Annotated in this window: 18 protein-coding genes; 11 read left to right on the top strand and 7 right to left on the bottom strand. The window is 73.6% G+C overall.

The window, feature by feature from the left end; genetic code table 11:
* Window positions 1–28: 28 nt before the first annotated feature.
* Window positions 29–778: a hypothetical protein gene (locus tag CLT75_RS22375; RefSeq protein ID WP_135242323.1), complete on the bottom strand. Its 750-nt coding sequence runs from the start codon at window positions 776–778 to the stop codon at window positions 29–31.
* A 141-nt stretch (window positions 779–919) separates the two neighbouring features.
* Window positions 920–1,750, bottom strand: coding sequence for a UbiA family prenyltransferase (locus CLT75_RS22370; protein WP_135242322.1), 831 nt, complete (start codon window positions 1,748–1,750; stop codon window positions 920–922).
* A 45-nt stretch (window positions 1,751–1,795) separates the two neighbouring features.
* On the opposite strand from CLT75_RS22370, the gene CLT75_RS22365 reads away from it, so the two are divergent.
* Genes CLT75_RS22365 through CLT75_RS22350 form a run of 4 tightly spaced genes read left to right on the top strand, consistent with a single transcriptional unit; the run spans window position 1,796 to window position 5,503 of the window.
* Window positions 1,796–2,554, top strand: a complete 759-nt coding sequence (locus CLT75_RS22365; protein ID WP_135242321.1) for a methyltransferase domain-containing protein — start codon at window positions 1,796–1,798, stop codon at window positions 2,552–2,554.
* 41 nt (window positions 2,555–2,595) lie between these two features.
* Entirely contained in the window at window positions 2,596–3,762 is a 1,167-nt protein-coding gene (locus tag CLT75_RS22360; protein WP_135242320.1) for an acyl-CoA dehydrogenase family protein, read from the top strand.
* Between the two features lie 45 nt (window positions 3,763–3,807).
* Window positions 3,808–4,860, top strand: a complete 1,053-nt coding sequence (locus CLT75_RS22355) for a type III polyketide synthase (RefSeq protein ID WP_041799370.1) — start codon at window positions 3,808–3,810, stop codon at window positions 4,858–4,860.
* Between the two features lie 40 nt (window positions 4,861–4,900).
* Window positions 4,901–5,503 (top strand): hypothetical protein, encoded by a 603-nt coding sequence (locus CLT75_RS22350; RefSeq protein WP_135242319.1) that lies wholly within the window; start codon window positions 4,901–4,903, stop codon window positions 5,501–5,503.
* Between the two features lie 84 nt (window positions 5,504–5,587).
* Here the strand turns inward: CLT75_RS22350 and CLT75_RS22345 are convergent, their stop codons facing one another.
* Window positions 5,588–6,283, bottom strand: coding sequence for a hypothetical protein (locus tag CLT75_RS22345; protein ID WP_135242318.1), 696 nt, complete (start codon window positions 6,281–6,283; stop codon window positions 5,588–5,590).
* 328 nt (window positions 6,284–6,611) lie between these two features.
* On the opposite strand from CLT75_RS22345, the gene CLT75_RS22340 reads away from it, so the two are divergent.
* Window positions 6,612–7,097, top strand: a complete 486-nt coding sequence (locus CLT75_RS22340) for a CarD family transcriptional regulator (protein WP_013288937.1) — start codon at window positions 6,612–6,614, stop codon at window positions 7,095–7,097.
* Window positions 7,098–7,150: 53 nt separating this feature from the next.
* Window positions 7,151–7,846, top strand: coding sequence for a 2-C-methyl-D-erythritol 4-phosphate cytidylyltransferase (gene ispD / locus CLT75_RS22335; protein ID WP_135242317.1), 696 nt, complete (start codon window positions 7,151–7,153; stop codon window positions 7,844–7,846).
* Between the two features lie 9 nt (window positions 7,847–7,855).
* Here the strand turns inward: ispD and CLT75_RS22330 are convergent, their stop codons facing one another.
* The gene (locus CLT75_RS22330; protein ID WP_135242316.1) at window positions 7,856–8,599 is read right to left on the bottom strand and encodes a hypothetical protein; all 744 of its coding nucleotides are present in this window, start codon (window positions 8,597–8,599) and stop codon (window positions 7,856–7,858) included.
* Entirely contained in the window at window positions 8,596–8,961 is a 366-nt protein-coding gene (locus CLT75_RS22325; RefSeq protein WP_135242315.1) for a hypothetical protein, read from the bottom strand. Before CLT75_RS22325 ends, CLT75_RS22330 begins: the two co-directional genes overlap by 4 nt.
* Window positions 8,962–9,126: 165 nt before the next feature.
* Between CLT75_RS22325 and ispF the strand changes: the two genes are divergently transcribed.
* The gene (gene ispF, locus CLT75_RS22320; protein ID WP_135242314.1) at window positions 9,127–9,609 is read left to right on the top strand and encodes a 2-C-methyl-D-erythritol 2,4-cyclodiphosphate synthase; all 483 of its coding nucleotides are present in this window, start codon (window positions 9,127–9,129) and stop codon (window positions 9,607–9,609) included.
* Window positions 9,610–9,646: 37 nt separating this feature from the next.
* Here ispF and CLT75_RS22315 read toward each other — a convergent pair whose 3' ends face one another.
* Window positions 9,647–10,177: a hypothetical protein gene (locus tag CLT75_RS22315; RefSeq protein WP_135242313.1), complete on the bottom strand. Its 531-nt coding sequence runs from the start codon at window positions 10,175–10,177 to the stop codon at window positions 9,647–9,649.
* 174 nt (window positions 10,178–10,351) lie between these two features.
* On the opposite strand from CLT75_RS22315, the gene CLT75_RS22310 reads away from it, so the two are divergent.
* Genes CLT75_RS22310 through CLT75_RS22300 form a run of 3 tightly spaced genes read left to right on the top strand, consistent with a single transcriptional unit; the run spans window position 10,352 to window position 13,932 of the window.
* Window positions 10,352–11,704, top strand: coding sequence for a BTAD domain-containing putative transcriptional regulator (locus CLT75_RS22310; protein ID WP_135242312.1), 1,353 nt, complete (start codon window positions 10,352–10,354; stop codon window positions 11,702–11,704).
* A gap of 50 nt (window positions 11,705–11,754) precedes the next feature.
* Entirely contained in the window at window positions 11,755–12,846 is a 1,092-nt protein-coding gene (locus CLT75_RS22305; RefSeq protein ID WP_135242311.1) for a tetratricopeptide repeat protein, read from the top strand.
* A gap of 45 nt (window positions 12,847–12,891) precedes the next feature.
* Window positions 12,892–13,932 carry an NAD(P)-dependent alcohol dehydrogenase gene (locus CLT75_RS22300; RefSeq protein WP_135242310.1) on the top strand — a complete coding sequence of 347 codons (1,041 nt, stop codon included), beginning with the start codon at window positions 12,892–12,894 and terminating at the stop codon, window positions 13,930–13,932.
* A gap of 54 nt (window positions 13,933–13,986) precedes the next feature.
* Here CLT75_RS22300 and CLT75_RS22295 read toward each other — a convergent pair whose 3' ends face one another.
* On the bottom strand, window positions 13,987–15,153 hold the full coding sequence (locus CLT75_RS22295; RefSeq protein WP_135242309.1) for a homogentisate 1,2-dioxygenase domain-containing protein: 1,167 nt from the start codon (window positions 15,151–15,153) through the stop codon (window positions 13,987–13,989).
* Window positions 15,154–15,247: 94 nt separating this feature from the next.
* Between CLT75_RS22295 and CLT75_RS22290 the strand changes: the two genes are divergently transcribed.
* The gene (locus tag CLT75_RS22290; RefSeq protein ID WP_167796942.1) at window positions 15,248–16,114 is read left to right on the top strand and encodes a hypothetical protein; all 867 of its coding nucleotides are present in this window, start codon (window positions 15,248–15,250) and stop codon (window positions 16,112–16,114) included.
* The last annotated feature ends 2 nt before the right edge of the window (window positions 16,115–16,116 follow it).

The following is a 16,116-nucleotide window of genomic DNA, read 5'->3' as shown; positions in this document are numbered from 1 at the left end:
CGGCGGTGCCGACGGAAGGAGGGAGAGGTCAGTGGCCGCCCTCGGCGCCGCCGTCCTCACCGGCGTGCTCACGCGGGTTCACGATCTTCGACGGCGTGGCCTCCGGGGTCAGCGGGATGCCGATCGGCGCCGGGGTCTTGACGACCTTGCCGTCGCCGAAGTCGAAGGTCAGGTTGACCTGCTGGCCGACGAGCAGCTTCTCGTTCAGGCCGATGAGCTGGAGGAACCGCGGGTTGCCGGCGTTGAGCTGGGCGTAGCTGAGCGCCGGGATCTCGATCCGGGCCGGCTGACCGGCGGGCGCGGACTCGCTCTCGCTCGGCGACGGGCTGGCCGACGGCGACCCGGTCACCTCCAGCGACTGGCTCGGCGACGCGCTCGGGTCGGACGCGGTCGGCGAGGTGGTGACCGGCTCGGTGGGCGAACCGGTCGGGGTGGCCGCGCCGCTCTCGCCCGCGCCGGAACCGGTGAGCACGATCTCCCGCGCGCTGTCGGTCGTGACCGTCACGGTCACCGGCTTCTCGCTGTCGTTGTAGATCACCACGTTGACCGGCGCGTTCGACCCGGCCTCGTAGCCCTTCGGGCCCGGGAACTGCACGTAGAGGCCGCGCACCTTGAAGAGGTTGTCGGAGGTCTGGACGTTGACGCCCTGTACCGACGGGATCTTGTTGGCGGTCTCGGAAATCTGCCCGGCGCCGCACCCGGACAGCAGCAGGCTCGCCGCCGCCGTGCCGGCCAGCAGCAGGGCCGGCCCCCGGGAACCCCTGATCGAGCGCGTCACGTCGGTCCTCCTCGTCACGATCCCCGCCCGGTCGACCACCGGGCACGGGGTGGCCATACCCGCGCAGACCGCGCTCCAGGGTAGTTGGAGCTGATCGAGGCCCGCACGCGGACCCGGCAATACCACCTCGGGAGGGAACGCTCAGACGACCCGGCCGCTCGTCACCAGCAGCACCACATCGATGAGCGCCACCACCAGCACCGCCCGGAAGGCGGTCGCCGAGCGTCCGGCGGTCGCGCGTCCCGCGTACCAGCCGACAGCCGGCACGGCCACGGCGGCGGCGACCGCCGACAGGCCGGCCCACGACGGCGGCCCGGGCGGGCCGAGGACCAGCGCGACGGTGGCCGCGAGCAGCAGCCCGGCGGCGGCCAGCCGGCTGCCCACCGGCCCGAGCCGGTGCGGCAGGCCGCGCACCCCGGTCCGGGCGTCGTCGGCCAGGTCCGGCAGCACGTTCGCGAAGTGCGCGCCGGCGCCGAGCAGCGCGGCGGCGGCCACCAGCCAGGCCGGGGGCACCGGCGAGCCGGGCAGCGCCAGCACGACGAACGCGGGCAGCGCGCCGAACGAGACCGCGTAGGGCAGCACCGACACCGGCGTCGACTTCAGCGGCCGGTTGTAGAGCAGCGCGGAGACCAGGCCCAGCGTGGCGCAGGCCGCCGCGGCCGGGCCGCCGGCCAGCGCGAGCACCGGCACGGCGACGGCGGCCACCGCGGTGGCCCGGGCCAGCGCCGGCCGGGCGACCTCGCCGGTGGTCACCGGTTTGTCGGTACGCCCCACCGCCGCGTCCCGGTCGGCGTCGATCAGGTCGTTGCTCCACCCGACCGCGAGCTGGCTGGCCAGCACCGTCAACGCCACCGCGGCGACGCCCGCCGCGGAGTGCCCGACACCGGCGGCGAGCAGCGCGGCGACCACTGTGACCGCCGCCGCGGGCTCCGGATGGCTCGCCCTGACCAGCCCTAACACCCGTGTCGACATAAGGGAAGTCTGGTCGTTACCGGGCAGTCGTGCCACGCTCGACGCATGCCCGACGCGTCGCCGGTGTCCACTCCGTACCGGGTGCTGCCGCCGAACGACCCCCGGCAGTACGACGACCTGGCCGGCGAGTGGTGGCGGCCGGACGGCGCGTTCGCGATGCTGCACTGGCTGGCCCGGGCCCGGGCGGTGCTGGTACCAGCGGCGTCCACGCCGGACGACCTGCTCGTCGACCTGGGCTGCGGCGCCGGGCTGCTGGCGCCGCATCTGGCCGGGAAGGGCTACCGCCACGTCGGGGTCGACCTGACCCGCTCCGCGCTCGACCAGGCCGCCGCGCACGGTGTGACGGTGGTCCAGGCCGACGCCACGGCGGTGCCGCTGGCCGACGGCTGCGCGGCGGTGGTGTCCGCCGGGGAGCTGCTGGAACACGTACCCGACTGGCGGCGGGCCGTCGCCGAGGCGTGCCGGCTGCTGCGCCCGGGTGGCCTGCTCGTGCTGGACACGCTCAACGACACGCTGCTGGCCCGGCTGGTCGCTGTGGAACTGGGCGAACGGCTGCCCACAGTGCCGCGCGGCATCCACGATCCGCGGCTGTTCGTCGACGCCCGCGCGCTGGTGGCCGAGTGCGCCCGGCACGGCGTGTCGCTGACGGTGCGCGGGGTCCGGCCGCAGCTGGGCGGCACGCTGGCCTGGCTGCTGCGCCGCATGCGCGGCGGCGCCGACCGTCCGGGCAGGACCGAACCGCGCATCGTGCCGACCCGGTCGACCGCGGTGCTGTACCAGGGCTGGGGGCGCCGGGGCGGGTAGCCGGGGCCGCCCGGGGTAAAGGACGCCGAGAAGGGGGCGACATGACTGTGCACGCGCTGGAGGCGGCCCGCCGGTTGGCGCCGCGACTGGCCGCCCGCGCGGCCGCGCACGACCGCGACGGCTCGTTCCCCGTGGACGACTTCGCGGACCTGCGGGAAGCAGGGCTGTTCGGCCTGATGGTGCCCCCCGAGCTGGGCGGCACGGGCGCGAGCTTCGCCGAGTACGCCGCTGTCGCCACCGAACTGGCCCGGGGCAACGGCGCGACCGCGCTGGTGTTCAACATGCACGCCTCGGTCACCGGCGCGCTGGGCGCGGTCACCGAGGAACTGGCCGAGGCGCTCGGCGTACCGGACGAGGCGCTGGCGGCACGGGACCGGCTGCTGCGCGCGGCGGCGGACGGCGCCTGGTACGCGGTCGCGATGAGCGAACGCGGCGCCGGCGCCCGGTTGTCGCAGCTCAGCACCGTCTACGAGCCAGTCGACGGCGGCTGGCACATCAAGGGCAGCAAGACGTTCTGCTCCGGCGCCGGCCACCCGGACGGCTACCTGGTGGCCGCCCGCAGCGCCGCCGACCAGTCCGTGGTGTCGCAGTTCCTGGTCCCGGCCGGGGACGGGATCACCGTCGAGCCCACCTGGGACTCGCTCGGCATGCGGGCCACATCCTCGCACGACGTGCACCTGGACGTGACAGTTCCGGCCGACCGGCTGCTCGGCGGCGTCGAAGGGCTGGCCCTGGTCGTCGCCCAGCTCATGCCGCACTGGCTGGTGGCGAGCTACGCGGCGGTCTACGTCGGCGTGGCCCGGGCCGCCATCGACGCCGCGGCCGAGCACCTCAACGCCCGTAACCTCGCCGGCCTGCCCGCGGTGCGGGCCCGCCTGGGCCGGGCCGACGCGGCCACCGCCGCCGCCGAACTGGTGGTCGCCGAGGCGGCCCGCCGGGTCGACGAGGCGCCCGGCGACGCCGAGACGAACCGCTGGGTGTGGCGGGCCAAGCTGCTCGCCGGCACCACCGCCGCCGAGGTCGCGGCCTCGATGCTGGAGGCGGCGGGTACGTCGGCGACCCGGCGCGGGCATCCGCTGGAGCGGCTCTACCGGGACGCCCGCTGCGGCTCGCTGCATCCGGCCACGTCCGATGTGTGCGCCGACTGGCTCGGCATCGCCGCGCTCGGCGGCGACCCGGACCGGGACAGCGCGCTCCCTCGTTGGTGACCTGGAGTCGGTGCGAGAGGTGAGGGAGGGCTAGGGGTGGGGGACGTGGGCATACCGGTGATCGCGGGTCTGGGTACGGCGCAACCGCCGGCCGCGATGCAGGACGAACTGTGGACGGGCTTCTTCGCGAAGCACTTCCAGGGGAACACCAGGGCGCTGGCCGAGCGGATCTTCGCGAACTCGGGCGTCACCCGGCGGCAGGCGGCGGTCAACCCGCTGCTGGAGGACGTCTCGGAGTGGCCGACCGAGCGCCGGATGCGCCGCTACCAGGTCGAGGCGCTGCCGCTGGGCAAGGAGGCGGTCAGCCGGGCACTCACCGCCGCCGGTCTGGACGCCTCCGACATCGGGCTTTTCATCGTCTGCTCCTGCACCGGGTACGCCACCCCCGGGCTGGACATCCTGCTCGCCCGGGATCTGGGCATGTCGCCGAGCACCCAGCGCATGTTCGTCGGGCACATGGGCTGCTACGCGGCCCTGCCCGGGCTGGGCGCGGCGAGCGACTTCGTCACCGCCCGCGGGCGGCCCGCGCTGCTGCTCTGCGCGGAGCTGACCAGCCTGCACATCCAGCCGCCGGGTGCCCGGGTGGACACCCAGCAGATCGTCTCCCACGCGCTGTTCTCGGACGCCGCGGTCGCCGCCGTGGTCGTCCCCGGCGGCCGGGGGTACGCGCTGCGCGAGGTCACCTCGGTCACCGACACCTCCACCGCCGACCACATGACCTGGGACGTCACCGACACCGGTTTCCGGATGGGGCTGTCGCCGAAGGTGCCGCAGGTCCTGTCCCGGCACGTGCGGACGCTGATCGACGAGCTGCTGGCGCGGCACGGGTGCGAGCGCTCCGACGTGGACGGCTGGGCGGTGCACCCGGGCGGGCCGCGGATCCTCAACGTGGTGGAGCGTGAGCTGGCCCTGCCGCCGGACGGCCTCGCCGCCTCCCGGGGCACGCTCGCCGAGCACGGCAACTGCTCGTCCCCGACCGTACTGCTGATCCTGGACCGGCTGTGGCGTACGGAGCCGTCGCCGCCGCGCTGGGTGGTGATGCTCGCGTTCGGACCGGGCCTGACGCTCTACGCGGTGCTGCTGGAACGGGTGGGCTGACGGCTCGCCCCGCCCCGGGCCGCGCGGATACGCTGCCGTCATGGCCTCCGACGAGCGGGACGGGCGGGTACCGCTGACCGTCCTGACCGTCCTGGCACTGGCGGCTGGCGCGGCCTGGTGGCGGGCGGCTGCACCGGAGCCGGGTGCGGCCACTGCCGTGCCGGCGCCGCCCACGAGCGCCGAACCCATCGCCCGCACCTGGCGGGTCGACCCGTCGACAGGCGACGCCTGGCCGGCACGACCGGGGCGCGACCCGACGCCCCGGGCACTCCGTGCGCCGGCCACGGCACCGGACCGGTCGGTGGTGATCCGGGTCGAGGAGGACGGCACCTCGCGTGTGCTCCAGGTGTCGCACGTGGTGTGGCGGGAGACGTCCGACCTGACGCCGGACGGGCCGCCCGTCGTACGGCAGGTGAATCCCTCGCGGGGCGACGACTACCGGCTGACGGTGAGCTGCTCCGGGGACGGGGCGGTCGCCGTGCAGCTCTCCGGTGCGGGGTCCGGCGACGCGCGTCGGTTCCTCCGGTGCGGCGGGCGACTGGAGCTGCCCTTGCTGGGCGGCACCGGCGCACCGGTGCTGGTGCGGTTCACCGGCGTACGCGGCCGGGCCGAGCTGGACGCCCGGCTCGAAGCGCTCTACTGACCGCCGTCGCGCGCCGGGCGCCGGCGGCTCCCGCCTCCTCGGGCCGGCAGCTCAGCCGCCCAGGCGGCGCTCTCGGGTCGCCGGTCAGCTGCCCAGCCGGGCCAGGTCGGCGCCGTAGTCCGACAGCGGGCCCAGCTCCGGCACCACCCGGACCAGCGTGCCCTGCCGGTCCACGAGCAGCGCGGCGGCGGTGCCGGGATGGGCGGACAGGTGCAGGTAGGAGCGCAGGCCGCCAGCCGGGTCGCCGAGCGGGCGTACCCCGGGGACGCTCGCGGGTCCGGCGCTGCGGCCCTCGGTCACGGTGACCACCGTGACGCCGGGGGGCGCGGCGCGCGCCGCGGTGCCGACCTGCTCGGCGCAGGCGCAGGCGTCGACCAGGATGATCATGGCGGGCAGCAGGCTGCGCACCGGTACCGGCGTGTCGTTCGCGCCGACCAGGTCCAGCGCGGGCAGCGGGCCGACCGGTTGCGGCGCGGTGGTGGAGCGGGGGAGCACCGTCGGCGCGCCGGACCGCGTGGTGGTGCGCGGCCAGGTGACGGCGGCCAGCCCGGCGAGCGTGACCAGCACCGACACGAGCAGGATCAGCACCGGCAGCCCGAGGCGGGCCGGAACGGCACGCCGGCCGGAGCCCTGCCGCGCGCGGCGCAGCTCCCGGCGGACCTGCCGGGCCTCGTCGGCGAGCGCCGAGGCGTCGTCCGGGACGACCACGCGGCCCCACTCCGGAGGCAGGCCGGGCAGCCCGTCCGGCGGCCCCTGGCCGTCAGCGTCAGGCACGCCCATCGGACCCCCAGGAACGTCTCGGTGAGCGGACGTCACGTCCCTCACCAGCGTCCCGCACCGGCCGCCGTAACGCCACACCTGGGCGCGGACGGAGTTGCGGAGCTACCATGGAAGGAGCGCATTGCCCTAGATCTGGACGCTCCCGTCACCCCTTACCGGGTTGTCACGTGTTCCTCACGGAGCGTGTCGAAAGCATCGGTTTGACCGCCTGTCAAGCTGAAGAAATACCTCTCACAGGGCCCCTGAGCTGCGCCAACGATCAGGACAGCGGTGAGACATCGGTGCCCGAGCGTGTTACCCTAGACACAGCGAAAGGGGTTTCGAACCTATGGTTTTCAGTGTCGGCGAGACCGTTGTTTACCCCCACCACGGGGCCGCACTCATCGAGGCAATCGAGACTCGGGTCATCAAGGGCGAGCCCAGGGAATACCTCGTCCTGAGGGTCGCACAGGGTGACCTGACGGTCCGGGTGCCCGCCGAGAACGCCGAGATCGTGGGTGTGCGCGAAGTGGTTGGCGAAGAGGGCCTGGGCAAGGTCTTCGACGTGCTCCGTGCACCGCACACCGAGGAGCCGACCAACTGGTCGCGGCGTTACAAGGCGAATCTGGAGAAGCTGGCCTCCGGTAACCCGCTGAAGGTGGCCGAGGTCGTCCGCGACCTGTGGCGCCGGGAGCGGGAGCGGGGCCTGTCGGCGGGCGAGAAGCGGATGCTCGCCAAGGCCCGTGACATCCTCGTCGGCGAGGTCGCGCTGGCGGAGAAGAGCACCAAGGACGAGGCCGAGACGCTGCTCGACAAGGTGCTGACCGAGGCCTGATCCACGCCTCTGCCTCTACCCACCCCGCAGCGAACGAATCCGAGGACCGCGACGTGACCGCGCAGCTCAATCCGCGCGGTGACGTCGCGGTCCTCGTTCCTGCGGCAGGTGCCGGGGTACGCCTCGGACCCGGCGCCCCGAAGGCACTCCGGCTGCTCGCCGGTGAGCCGCTGCTCGTACACGCGGTCCGCCGGATCGCCGCCGCGCCCTCCGTGCACACGATCGTGGTGGCCGCGCCGGCGACCGAGGTCGAGGCGGTACGCGCGATGCTCGCCTCCGTCGCCCCGGTGACTGTGGTCCCCGGTGGCGCCGAACGCCAGGAGTCGGTGGCGGCGGCCCTCGCCGCAGTTCCCGCCGGTCCGGAGATCGTCCTGGTGCACGACGCGGCCCGCGCGCTCACGCCGCCCCACCTGGTCGAGTCGGTGGCCGCGGCGGTCCGCGACGGGCACGACGCGGTGATCCCGGTGCTGCCGGTGGTCGACACGATCAAGGAGGTCGACGCGACCGAGCGGGTGCTCGGCACCGTCGACAGGTCCGCGTTGCGGGCGGTGCAGACGCCGCAGGGCTTCCGCCGGTCGGTGCTGATCGCGGCCCACCGGTCGGCGGGTGACGCGCTGACCGACGACGCCGGCCTGGTCGAGAAGCAGGGAATCCCGGTGACGTGCGTACCCGGCTCCGAGCTGGCCCTGAAGATCACCCGCCCGTTCGACCTGGCCCTCGCCGAACACCTCCTGACCACAGGCGCCTGACGCGCCGCCTCACAGGTCGGCGGTGGATCTGGCCCGGCGGAGGCGGTCTCGGACGACATACCGCTGGCCTTGTGTGAAGGCGCTACCCCTGCCTCGGCCGTGGTGCGGGATCGGCGTCGGCAGCGTCAGGTGGCCGGCCGATCCCGGCGCCGTGAGTCCGAACACCTGATAACGCCCCTCGGTCCACCCGTGCTTCCGGCTGACCTCGATGATGTCGGCGAGGAGTGCGTCGCGCCGTTCGCCCGTCGCTCGGAGCCGGTTCACCTCGCCGACCGTCCAATCGACGTTGTCGAGCCGAAAGAGGATCTTGGGCACCTCCGGAAGGATCTGGCGCTGCGAGTAGAAGGCCAGATGATCCACAGATTGAAATGACCTGCCCGCCTGACAGACGTACGCGCGCGCCGACTGGTAGAGCCCCCATGCATTCTTGGCGGGGACCACGACCGTGTCGTTGCGGGCGGCTGGGCGCAGTCGGTGTACCCCGGTCACCCGCTCGATCTTCCTGAGCCAGCGGGCGGCATCCGGGTCGGCCCACTCGACGACGTCGATCATCTGACTGAGGCGGAACGGCACGTCGGTGGCGAGGAGCGAATCATGATGGGCAAGCCGGTTGCGGAACACCCGGAGAGCGTTCATCGCGCTGGCGACGTCGTGGCGCTTGCCGGACGAGTATGGGAAGGCAAGGTGCAGGGCGTCCCGCCACAGTTGCTCGTGCTCCGAGCCCAACATCGAGACCCAGAAGCCGAAACTCAAGCCCGCGATGATTTGGTCGCGGGTTCTTTCCGGGAATGGTCTCGACGCAAGCGCGCGCGGACCTCGGCGACGTTCCGGTCGATCCCGTCCTGCACGTGGCGCTTACCGCTGACCTCGAGGAGGAACCACGGGATGCCGCAGTCCGGCTCGTTGAGGTGCGCTCTCATCTCCCGATCAATCGCGTTGCGGGTGACGACCTCGACGTAGTGGAACGCCTCGAACGACGCGCCTGTCAGCGCGACGCTCCACTCGTACAACTCGCAGGCTTTGCTTTCGTCGCCACCGGCGGCAGCCAGATAGGGGTGGAACCTGCCGGGCGAGATCCAGTGGTGCACCGTTCGAGCATGGGGGTGCTGCGTCACGGGATGGATGCTAAGCGTGACGAGCGCGCGAGATCGTCCGCCGCGCCGACGGCAAAGAAAGAGCCCCAGGCGCTTGCACGAGGCAGAGGCGACACTGGGGCGTACAACAACCAAAGCTAACCACAGCCGGGGCCGCCGTCAAGGCGCGACGCGTACCCTCTGGTCATGATCGTTCCTCGGGTGGCTGTCGGCACCGACGTGCACGCGTTCGCGGCCGGGCGGCCCTGCTGGGTCGCGGGCCTGCACTGGCCGGACCAGGACGGCCTGGCCGGTCACTCCGACGCCGACGTGGCGGCGCACGCCGCCTGCAACGCCCTGCTCTCCGCCGCCGGTCTCGGTGACCTGGGCGCGAACTTCGGCGTGGACCAGCCGGAGTGGGCCGGCGCCTCCGGGGTGGCGCTGCTGACCGAGAGCGCACGCCGGGTGCGGGCGGCGGGCTTCCAGATCGGCAACGTCTCGGTGCAGGTCGTCGGCAACCGCCCCAAGATCGGGCCGCGCCGGGAGGAGGCACAGCGGGTGCTCTCCGAGGCGGTGGGTGCGCCGGTGACCGTCTCCGCCGCCACCACCGACGGGCTGGGCTTCACCGGGCGCGGGGAGGGGCTGGCCGGGATCGCGGTGGCCCTGATCTACGCGGCCCCGGCCGGCTGACGCGGTGACCGGGGACGCCGGTCACCGCGTCACCCGATCAGTCGACGTCGGTGCAGACGTTGTGAGTAGTGCCGTGGAGCATCGTGATCGTCTTGTCGAAGGTGGGGGAGAACTCCACCCGGAACTGGCCGTCGACGATCCACAGCCCCTTCGGCAGCGTGCCGGCGTTCTCCCGGAAGCCGAGCAGCACCGGCCCGGTCACGTACCAGGTCATCGAGCCGTCGGTGCGGTAGACGACGAGGGCGGTGCCGCTCGCGTCCGCCGTCGAGGTGGCGCCGGTCTCCAGGTTCGTCACCCGGTTGATCAGAGCGCCGGTGAACAACTCCCGCTTCGGCGTGCCGTCCGGGTAGGTCTCGATCGTCAGCTTCCGTACCTCGTCCACGATCGGCTCGACCCGTACCGCGAACTCGCATCGCGCGCCGGCGGGCATCTCGAACGGCGCCTGGGGCGCCGGTTCCCAGGCACCCGGGGCGGGATGCCGCTCCGGCGCGGCGGACGCCGGCCCTGGTAGGGCCGCGACCACCGCCGCCACGACGCTCGCCACCGCGATACTCATCCTGAACCGCATGTTCCACTCCATCCCTCGCTGGTCCGGGCGGCGAGCATCGCCGGGCCCGCTCACCACCGGCTCACCGCGTCGCGTGGCAGGCGTCGCGCGGGCGGATCCGGCCGGCCGGGTTCCTCACCACGCGATCACCGTCGGGCGACAACCCCGGGTCGGCACCGGGTCGTCCTGTTCGGTATGGAGTTCCGCCTGCTCGGGCCGTTCGAGGCCCGCCACGACGGCCGGCCGGTCGAGGTCGGCAGCCGGCGCCAGGAGCGTTGCCTGCTCGGGGTGCTGCTGCTCGACGTGGGCCGGGTGGTGCCGACCGACCGCCTCATCGACCTGCTCTGGAACGGCCGGCCGCCGCCCACGGCCCGCAGTGCGGTGCAGACGTACATCGGGCGGCTGCGGGGCTCGCTCAACCCGTACGGGGTGCGGATCAGCACCCGGGGCGAGGGCTACGCGGTGGAGGAGGACGGGCACCGGGTCGACGTCGACGAGTTCGCCGACCTGGTCCGGGCGGCCGGGCGGACCGTCGATCCCGCCGAGCGGGTGCGGTCGCTCGACCGGGCGCTCGCCCTCTGGCGCGGGCCGTTGCTCGCCGACGCGGCGGACGACGAGCTGCGGGACCGGCTGCACGGCACGGTCGAGGAACTTCGCCTCGTCGCCGTGGAACTACGGGCCGAGGCACAGCTCGCGCTGGGCCGGCACACCCGCGCGATCGCCGACCTGATGCCACTGGCCGCCCAGCACCCGACGCGGGAGCACCTCGTGGCGGTCCTGATGACCGCCCTCTACCGGGGCGACCGGCGGGCCGACGCGCTGCGCCTCTACCGCGCCACCCGGGACCTGCTCGCGGCCGACTTCGGCGTCGAGCCGGGGCCCCGCCTCCGGGAGGTGCAGCGCCGGGTGCTCGCGGGCGACGACCGGCTGGACCGGGTCGCCCGGCCGATGCACGAGATCCGGGTCGGCGACGAGAGCCTGCCGTGGAGCGTGGGCGGCCACCCGGCCCTGGACTTCTGCAACACGCTCGCCGGGTGGGGGCACGAGCCGCCGTTGCCCGGCGCCGAGTGGCTGCGCGGCTACCGCACCCTCGTCGTCTGGGCCGGCCACGTCGGGCTGGTGGACGAGGTCTCCACGAACCGCCTGCTGCACCTCGCGCGCCGCGACCCGGCCGCGGCGGAGGCGGTGCTCGACGAGGCCCGTACGCTCCGCGCCGCGCTCTACGCCAGCCTGGTCGACCCGGACGACGGCCCGGCCTTCGAGACCGTCGCGCGGGCCGCCGAGGCCGCCGCCCGTACGCTCGTCTTCCGGCGCGAGGCGGACGGACGCGGCAGGTGGTGGCCGGACCTGGCGGCCGGGCTGCGGCTGCCGGTGCACGCCGCCGCGTTCAGCGGCGCGCAGCTGCTCGCCGATCCGGCCCGGTTCACGGTGCGGGTCTGCCCGGACCGGCGGTGCGGGTGGCTGTTCCTGGACGAGAGCGGGCTGCGCCGGTGGTGCAGCCTGGGCACGTGCGGCGGCCGTGCGGGCGCGTCCTGCCGGAGTGCCTGACGCCGGGCACCCTCGGCGCGCGGTGGGTCCGGGCGGATACGCTCGCCGGGATGCCGAGTGACGCCGCCCCCGACCAGTCCGCCGCCGACGGTTACCTGCAACGCGCCCACCTGCTCGCCGAGCTGGGGCGCTACGACGAGGGGATCGGCGAACTCACCGCGCTGATCGCGACCGAACCGGCGCACGTGCCCGCGTTGACCATGCTGGCCCGGATGCACCTGGCCGCCGACCGGCCATCCGAGGCGCTCGCCGTCGCCGAGGCCGCAGTGGCCGCCGCAGGCGGCCCGTCCGTCCCTGAACCGCCCGCCGTCGGGACGCCGGTCGCGGAGATGTCCACCAGCGACATGCCTGGCGCCGTGCCGCCTGCCGCCGGGGAGGCCGTGCCGGCACTCGTGGCGCGCGGGTTCGCGCTCCTCGACCTCGAACGCTGGAAGCCCGCCGCCGCCACCGCCGACGAGATCGTGGCGCGTGCGCCGGGCGACGCGTACGCGCAGCGCAGTGCCGCCGCCATCCTCTCCGCGTCGCGCAACGGGCAGGCGGCGCTGGACGCGGCGTGGCGCGGGGTGGAGCTGGCCCAGGACGAGCCGGAGGCGCACCTGGTGCTCGGCCTGGTCGCGGTGCGGTTGCAGCTGTTCGACCTGGCCGAGCGGGCCTACCGGGAGGCGCTGCGGCTGGACCCGGAGCTGGGCGACGCGGGGCAGGACGTCGGCGTGGCCCGGCTGGAACGCCGCCGGTACGCCGAGACGCTGGAACACCTGACCGCGCTGGCGGACCTGCCGGTGGCGCGTCCCGACCCGGCGCGGACCGTGGACGACGGCATCCGGCGGCTCCTGCTGTCGGTGGCCGGCTGGTCGCTGCTCGCGAGCGTGCTGGTCGCCGCGCTGGCCCCGGCCTCGTCCGGCGCCTCCCGGCTGCTCGCGGTGCTGGCGGTGGCCGGGACGGCGGTGCTGCTGCGGCGCCCGGCTACGTGGCGGCCCGGCCTGCGGGAGGCGATGTCACGCGGCCTGGTCGTGCCGGTCTACGCGGCCGCCGCCGCGGTGGTGCTGCTGCTCGTGTACGCGCTGGTCGGCGGCCCGTTGCCGCTGGTCGGGGCGATCACCGCGTCGGTGGTGGCCGGATTCACCGCGTTCGCTCGCCGGTGAGAGGGTAGGAGGACCGGAAACACCGGCTGAAGGAAGCGGGAATCAGTGCTCACCGTCAACGCCTACGCGGCGACGTCCGCGACCGAACCGCTCGCCCCGACCACCATCGAGCGGCGCGATCTCGGACCGGACGACGTTCTCATCGACATCAGGTTCTCCGGCATCTGCCACTCCGACATCCACACCGCGCGCAGCGAGTGGGGTCCGACCCGCTACCCGATCGTGGTGGGTCACGAGATCGCGGGCATGGTGCGTGAGGTCGGCTCCGCGGTCACGAAGTTCGCCGTCGGCGACCGGGTCGGCGTCGGCTGCCTCGTCGACTCCTGCCGGGAGTGCGACAACTGCCGCAAGGGCCTGGAGCAGTACTGCCTGAAGGGCAGCACCGGCACGTACGGCGGGGTGGGGCGGGACGGCAAGCCGACCCAGGGCGGCTACTCGCAGGCCATCGTGGTCACCGAGGACTTCGTGCTGCGCATCCCGGACGGCATCGAGCTGGACGCCGCAGCGCCGCTGCTCTGCGCCGGAATCACCACGTACTCGCCGCTGCGGCACTGGAACGCCGGGCCGGGCCGCCGGGTGGCGGTGATCGGCATGGGCGGTCTCGGCCACATGGCCGTGAAGCTGGCCCACGCGATGGGCGCCGAGGTGACGGTGCTGTCCCAGTCGCTGAAGAAGCGGGAGGACGGGCTGCGGCTCGGCGCCGACCACTACTACGCGACCTCCGACGAGGAGACGTTCCGCGAGCTGGCCGGCTCGTTCGACCTGATCATCAACACGGTGAGCGCGACCCTCGACATGGACGCGTACCTGCGGCTGCTCGCGGTGGACGGGACGCTCGTCAACGTGGGCGCCCCGGAGGATCCGCTGTCGGTGCACGCGTTCTCGCTGATCCCGGCTCGTCGCTCGTTCGCCGGGTCGAACATCGGCGGCATCGCGGAGACCCAGGAGATGCTCGACTTCTGCGCCGAGCACGGGCTGGGCGCCGAGATCGAGGTGATCCCGGCCGAGAAGATCAACGAGGCGTACGAGCGGGTGCTCGCCTCCGACGTGCGCTACCGCTTCGTCATCGACGCGTCCACGTTCTGACGACCGCGTGCGAAGGGGCCGCGTCCGTGCCGGGCGCGGCCCTTCTCGCGTACGTCAGGACTTGCGCGCCCAGGTCCAGGCGTAGCCGTCGTCCTCGCAGTGGGCGGCGGCGTCGCAGAGGTCGAGCGGGCGGAACGTGTCCACCATGACCGCCAGCTCGTCGAAGAACTCCGCACCGATCGACCGCTCGGCCGCGCCCGGCTGCGGGCCGTGCGTGAAGCCGGACGGGTGCAGCGAGATCGAGCCCTGCTCGATGCCGGAGCCGCGCCGGGCCTCGTAGTTGCCGCCGGTGTAGAACAGCATCTCGTCGGAGTCGACGTTGTGGTGGTTGTACGGCACCGGGATGGCGGCCGGGTGGTAGTCCACCTTGCGCGGCACGAACGAGCAGATCACGAAGTTCGGGCCCTGGAACGTCTGGTGGACCGGCGGCGGCTGGTGGATCCGCCCGGTGATCGGCTCGAAGTCGTGGATGGAGAACGCCCACGGGTACATGTGCCCGTCCCAGCCCACCACGTCGAACGGGTGGTTCGCGTAGACGTACCTCGTCCAACCGCGCCGGTGCCGCACCAGGACCTCGACCTCTTCGCCGTCGACGAGCAGCGGGGTGTCCGGTCCGCGGACGTCGCGCTCGCAGTAGGGCGCGTGCTCCAGGAACTGCCCGCGTACGGAGAGGTAGCGCTTGGGCGGCCCGATGTGGCCGGACGCCTCGACGGCGAGCAGCCGGGTCGGCTCGTCGCCGGTGGGCACCAGGCGGTGGATGGTCGAGGTGGGGATGACGACGTAGTCGCCGGCGACCGCGTCGAGCACGCCGAACGGTGACTCGACCCGCATCGACCCGGCCTCCAGGTAGAGGCAGTGGTCGCCGGTGGCGTCGCGGAACAGCGGCGACGGCCGGTCGGCGAGCACGTACGCGATGCGTACGTCGTCGTTGGCGAGCAGGTACTGCCGGCCGAGCACCGGGTCCGCGCCGGTGCCGTCGAGCTTGTGGGTGCGCAGGTGGCGCGGCTTGAGCGGCAGGTTCGGCACGCGGGTGACGGTGGGCGGGGCGTACTCCTCGGCGGCGAGGATCGCGGTCGGCGCGTGCCGGTGGTAGAGCAGCGACGAGTCGGAGGAGAAGCCCTCCTGGCCGACCAGTTCCTCCGCGTAGAGCGTGCCGTCGGGCTGGCGGAACTGGGTGTGGCGCTTGCGCGGCACGTCGCCGACGCTGCGGTAGTACGGCATCTCGCCTCCCGATATGTCCCGTTCTCCGGCCGGTGGCGTCCGATAATCGGACGCTGTTGTCCGTTCCTCGTAGCGTCCCGTACATTCTTGTCTCGTGTCAACGCAGGTGCCCCGCCTCCTCTCCGGCCTGGTGGACGACGCCGCGGTCTTCCCGCCCGGCAACGCCCCGCTGCCCGACGCGGTGACCGCGCACCGCACCCACCGCACGGCCTGGTACGCCGACATGGTCGGCCCACTGCTGCTGCCCGCCTCGGAGATCCAGCGCGGATCGCTGAGCGGCCTGGTGGACCCGGCCGAGGGCCTGGTGATCGGGCTGATCGGTGACACCGGCCTGGACCAGCTCCCGCAGGCGCTGGACGCGCTCGCGCCCGACGGGGTGAGCGCCCGGCAGATCGAAGCGCCGGTCGCCAAGCGCGGCGAGGACCCGCAACCCGGGCTGTCCGAGCTGATGACGCTCGCCGGCCGGCTCGACGGCACCGCCGTGTACGCGGAGATCCCGCTGACCTTCGGCCTGATGGGCGCGCTCGATACGCTCGCCGAGGCACGCGCCGCCGGGCTGCCGGTGGCCGCCAAGTTCCGCACCGGCGGGCTCGCCGCCGAACTGTTCCCCACCCCGGTCGAGCTGGCCGCGGTGATCTGCGCGTGCCGGGACCGTAAGCTGCCGTTCAAGCTCACCGCCGGGCTGCACCACGCGATCCGGCACCGCGACCCGGAGACCGGCTTCAACCACCACGGTTTCGTCAACGTGCTGGGCGCCACGCTCGCCGCCGTCGGGGGCACCGAGGTGGACGGCGTGGCCGAGCTGCTCGCGGCCACCGACCCGGTACGCGTGGTCGAGCCGGCCCGGGCGCACCGCGACGCCGAGCGCCCGCTCTGGGTCGGGTACGGCTCGTGCAGCATCGCCGAACCACTTACCGATCTGATCCGGCTGGGGCTGGTGAACGGAGGCTACGAGGCATGAGC

Source organism: Micromonospora sp. CNZ285 (assembly GCF_004637285.1).
Note: the sequence above shows the minus strand (reverse complement) of the source record. Positions and strands in the feature narration are given on the sequence as shown.

Bases quoted from the DNA above. Each gene is read 5' to 3' on its own strand.
- CLT75_RS22360 (WP_135242320.1), top strand. From the start codon at position 2,596: ATGACTGTGCACGCGCTGGAGGCGGCCCGCCGGTTGGCGCCGCGACTG.
- CLT75_RS22370 (WP_135242322.1), bottom strand. From the start codon at position 1,750: ATGTCGACACGGGTGTTAGGGCTGGTCAGGGCGAGCCATCCGGAGCCC.
- CLT75_RS22305 (WP_135242311.1), top strand. From the start codon at position 11,755: ATGCCGAGTGACGCCGCCCCCGACCAGTCCGCCGCCGACGGTTACCTG.
- CLT75_RS22350 (WP_135242319.1), top strand. From the start codon at position 4,901: ATGGCCTCCGACGAGCGGGACGGGCGGGTACCGCTGACCGTCCTGACC.
- CLT75_RS22340 (WP_013288937.1), top strand. From the start codon at position 6,612: ATGGTTTTCAGTGTCGGCGAGACCGTTGTTTACCCCCACCACGGGGCC.
- ispF (WP_135242314.1), top strand. From the start codon at position 9,127: ATGATCGTTCCTCGGGTGGCTGTCGGCACCGACGTGCACGCGTTCGCG.
- CLT75_RS22365 (WP_135242321.1), top strand. From the start codon at position 1,796: ATGCCCGACGCGTCGCCGGTGTCCACTCCGTACCGGGTGCTGCCGCCG.
- CLT75_RS22345 (WP_135242318.1), bottom strand. From the start codon at position 6,283: ATGGGCGTGCCTGACGCTGACGGCCAGGGGCCGCCGGACGGGCTGCCC.
- CLT75_RS22310 (WP_135242312.1), top strand. From the start codon at position 10,352: ATGGAGTTCCGCCTGCTCGGGCCGTTCGAGGCCCGCCACGACGGCCGG.
- CLT75_RS22315 (WP_135242313.1), bottom strand. From the start codon at position 10,177: ATGCGGTTCAGGATGAGTATCGCGGTGGCGAGCGTCGTGGCGGCGGTG.
- CLT75_RS22295 (WP_135242309.1), bottom strand. From the start codon at position 15,153: ATGCCGTACTACCGCAGCGTCGGCGACGTGCCGCGCAAGCGCCACACC.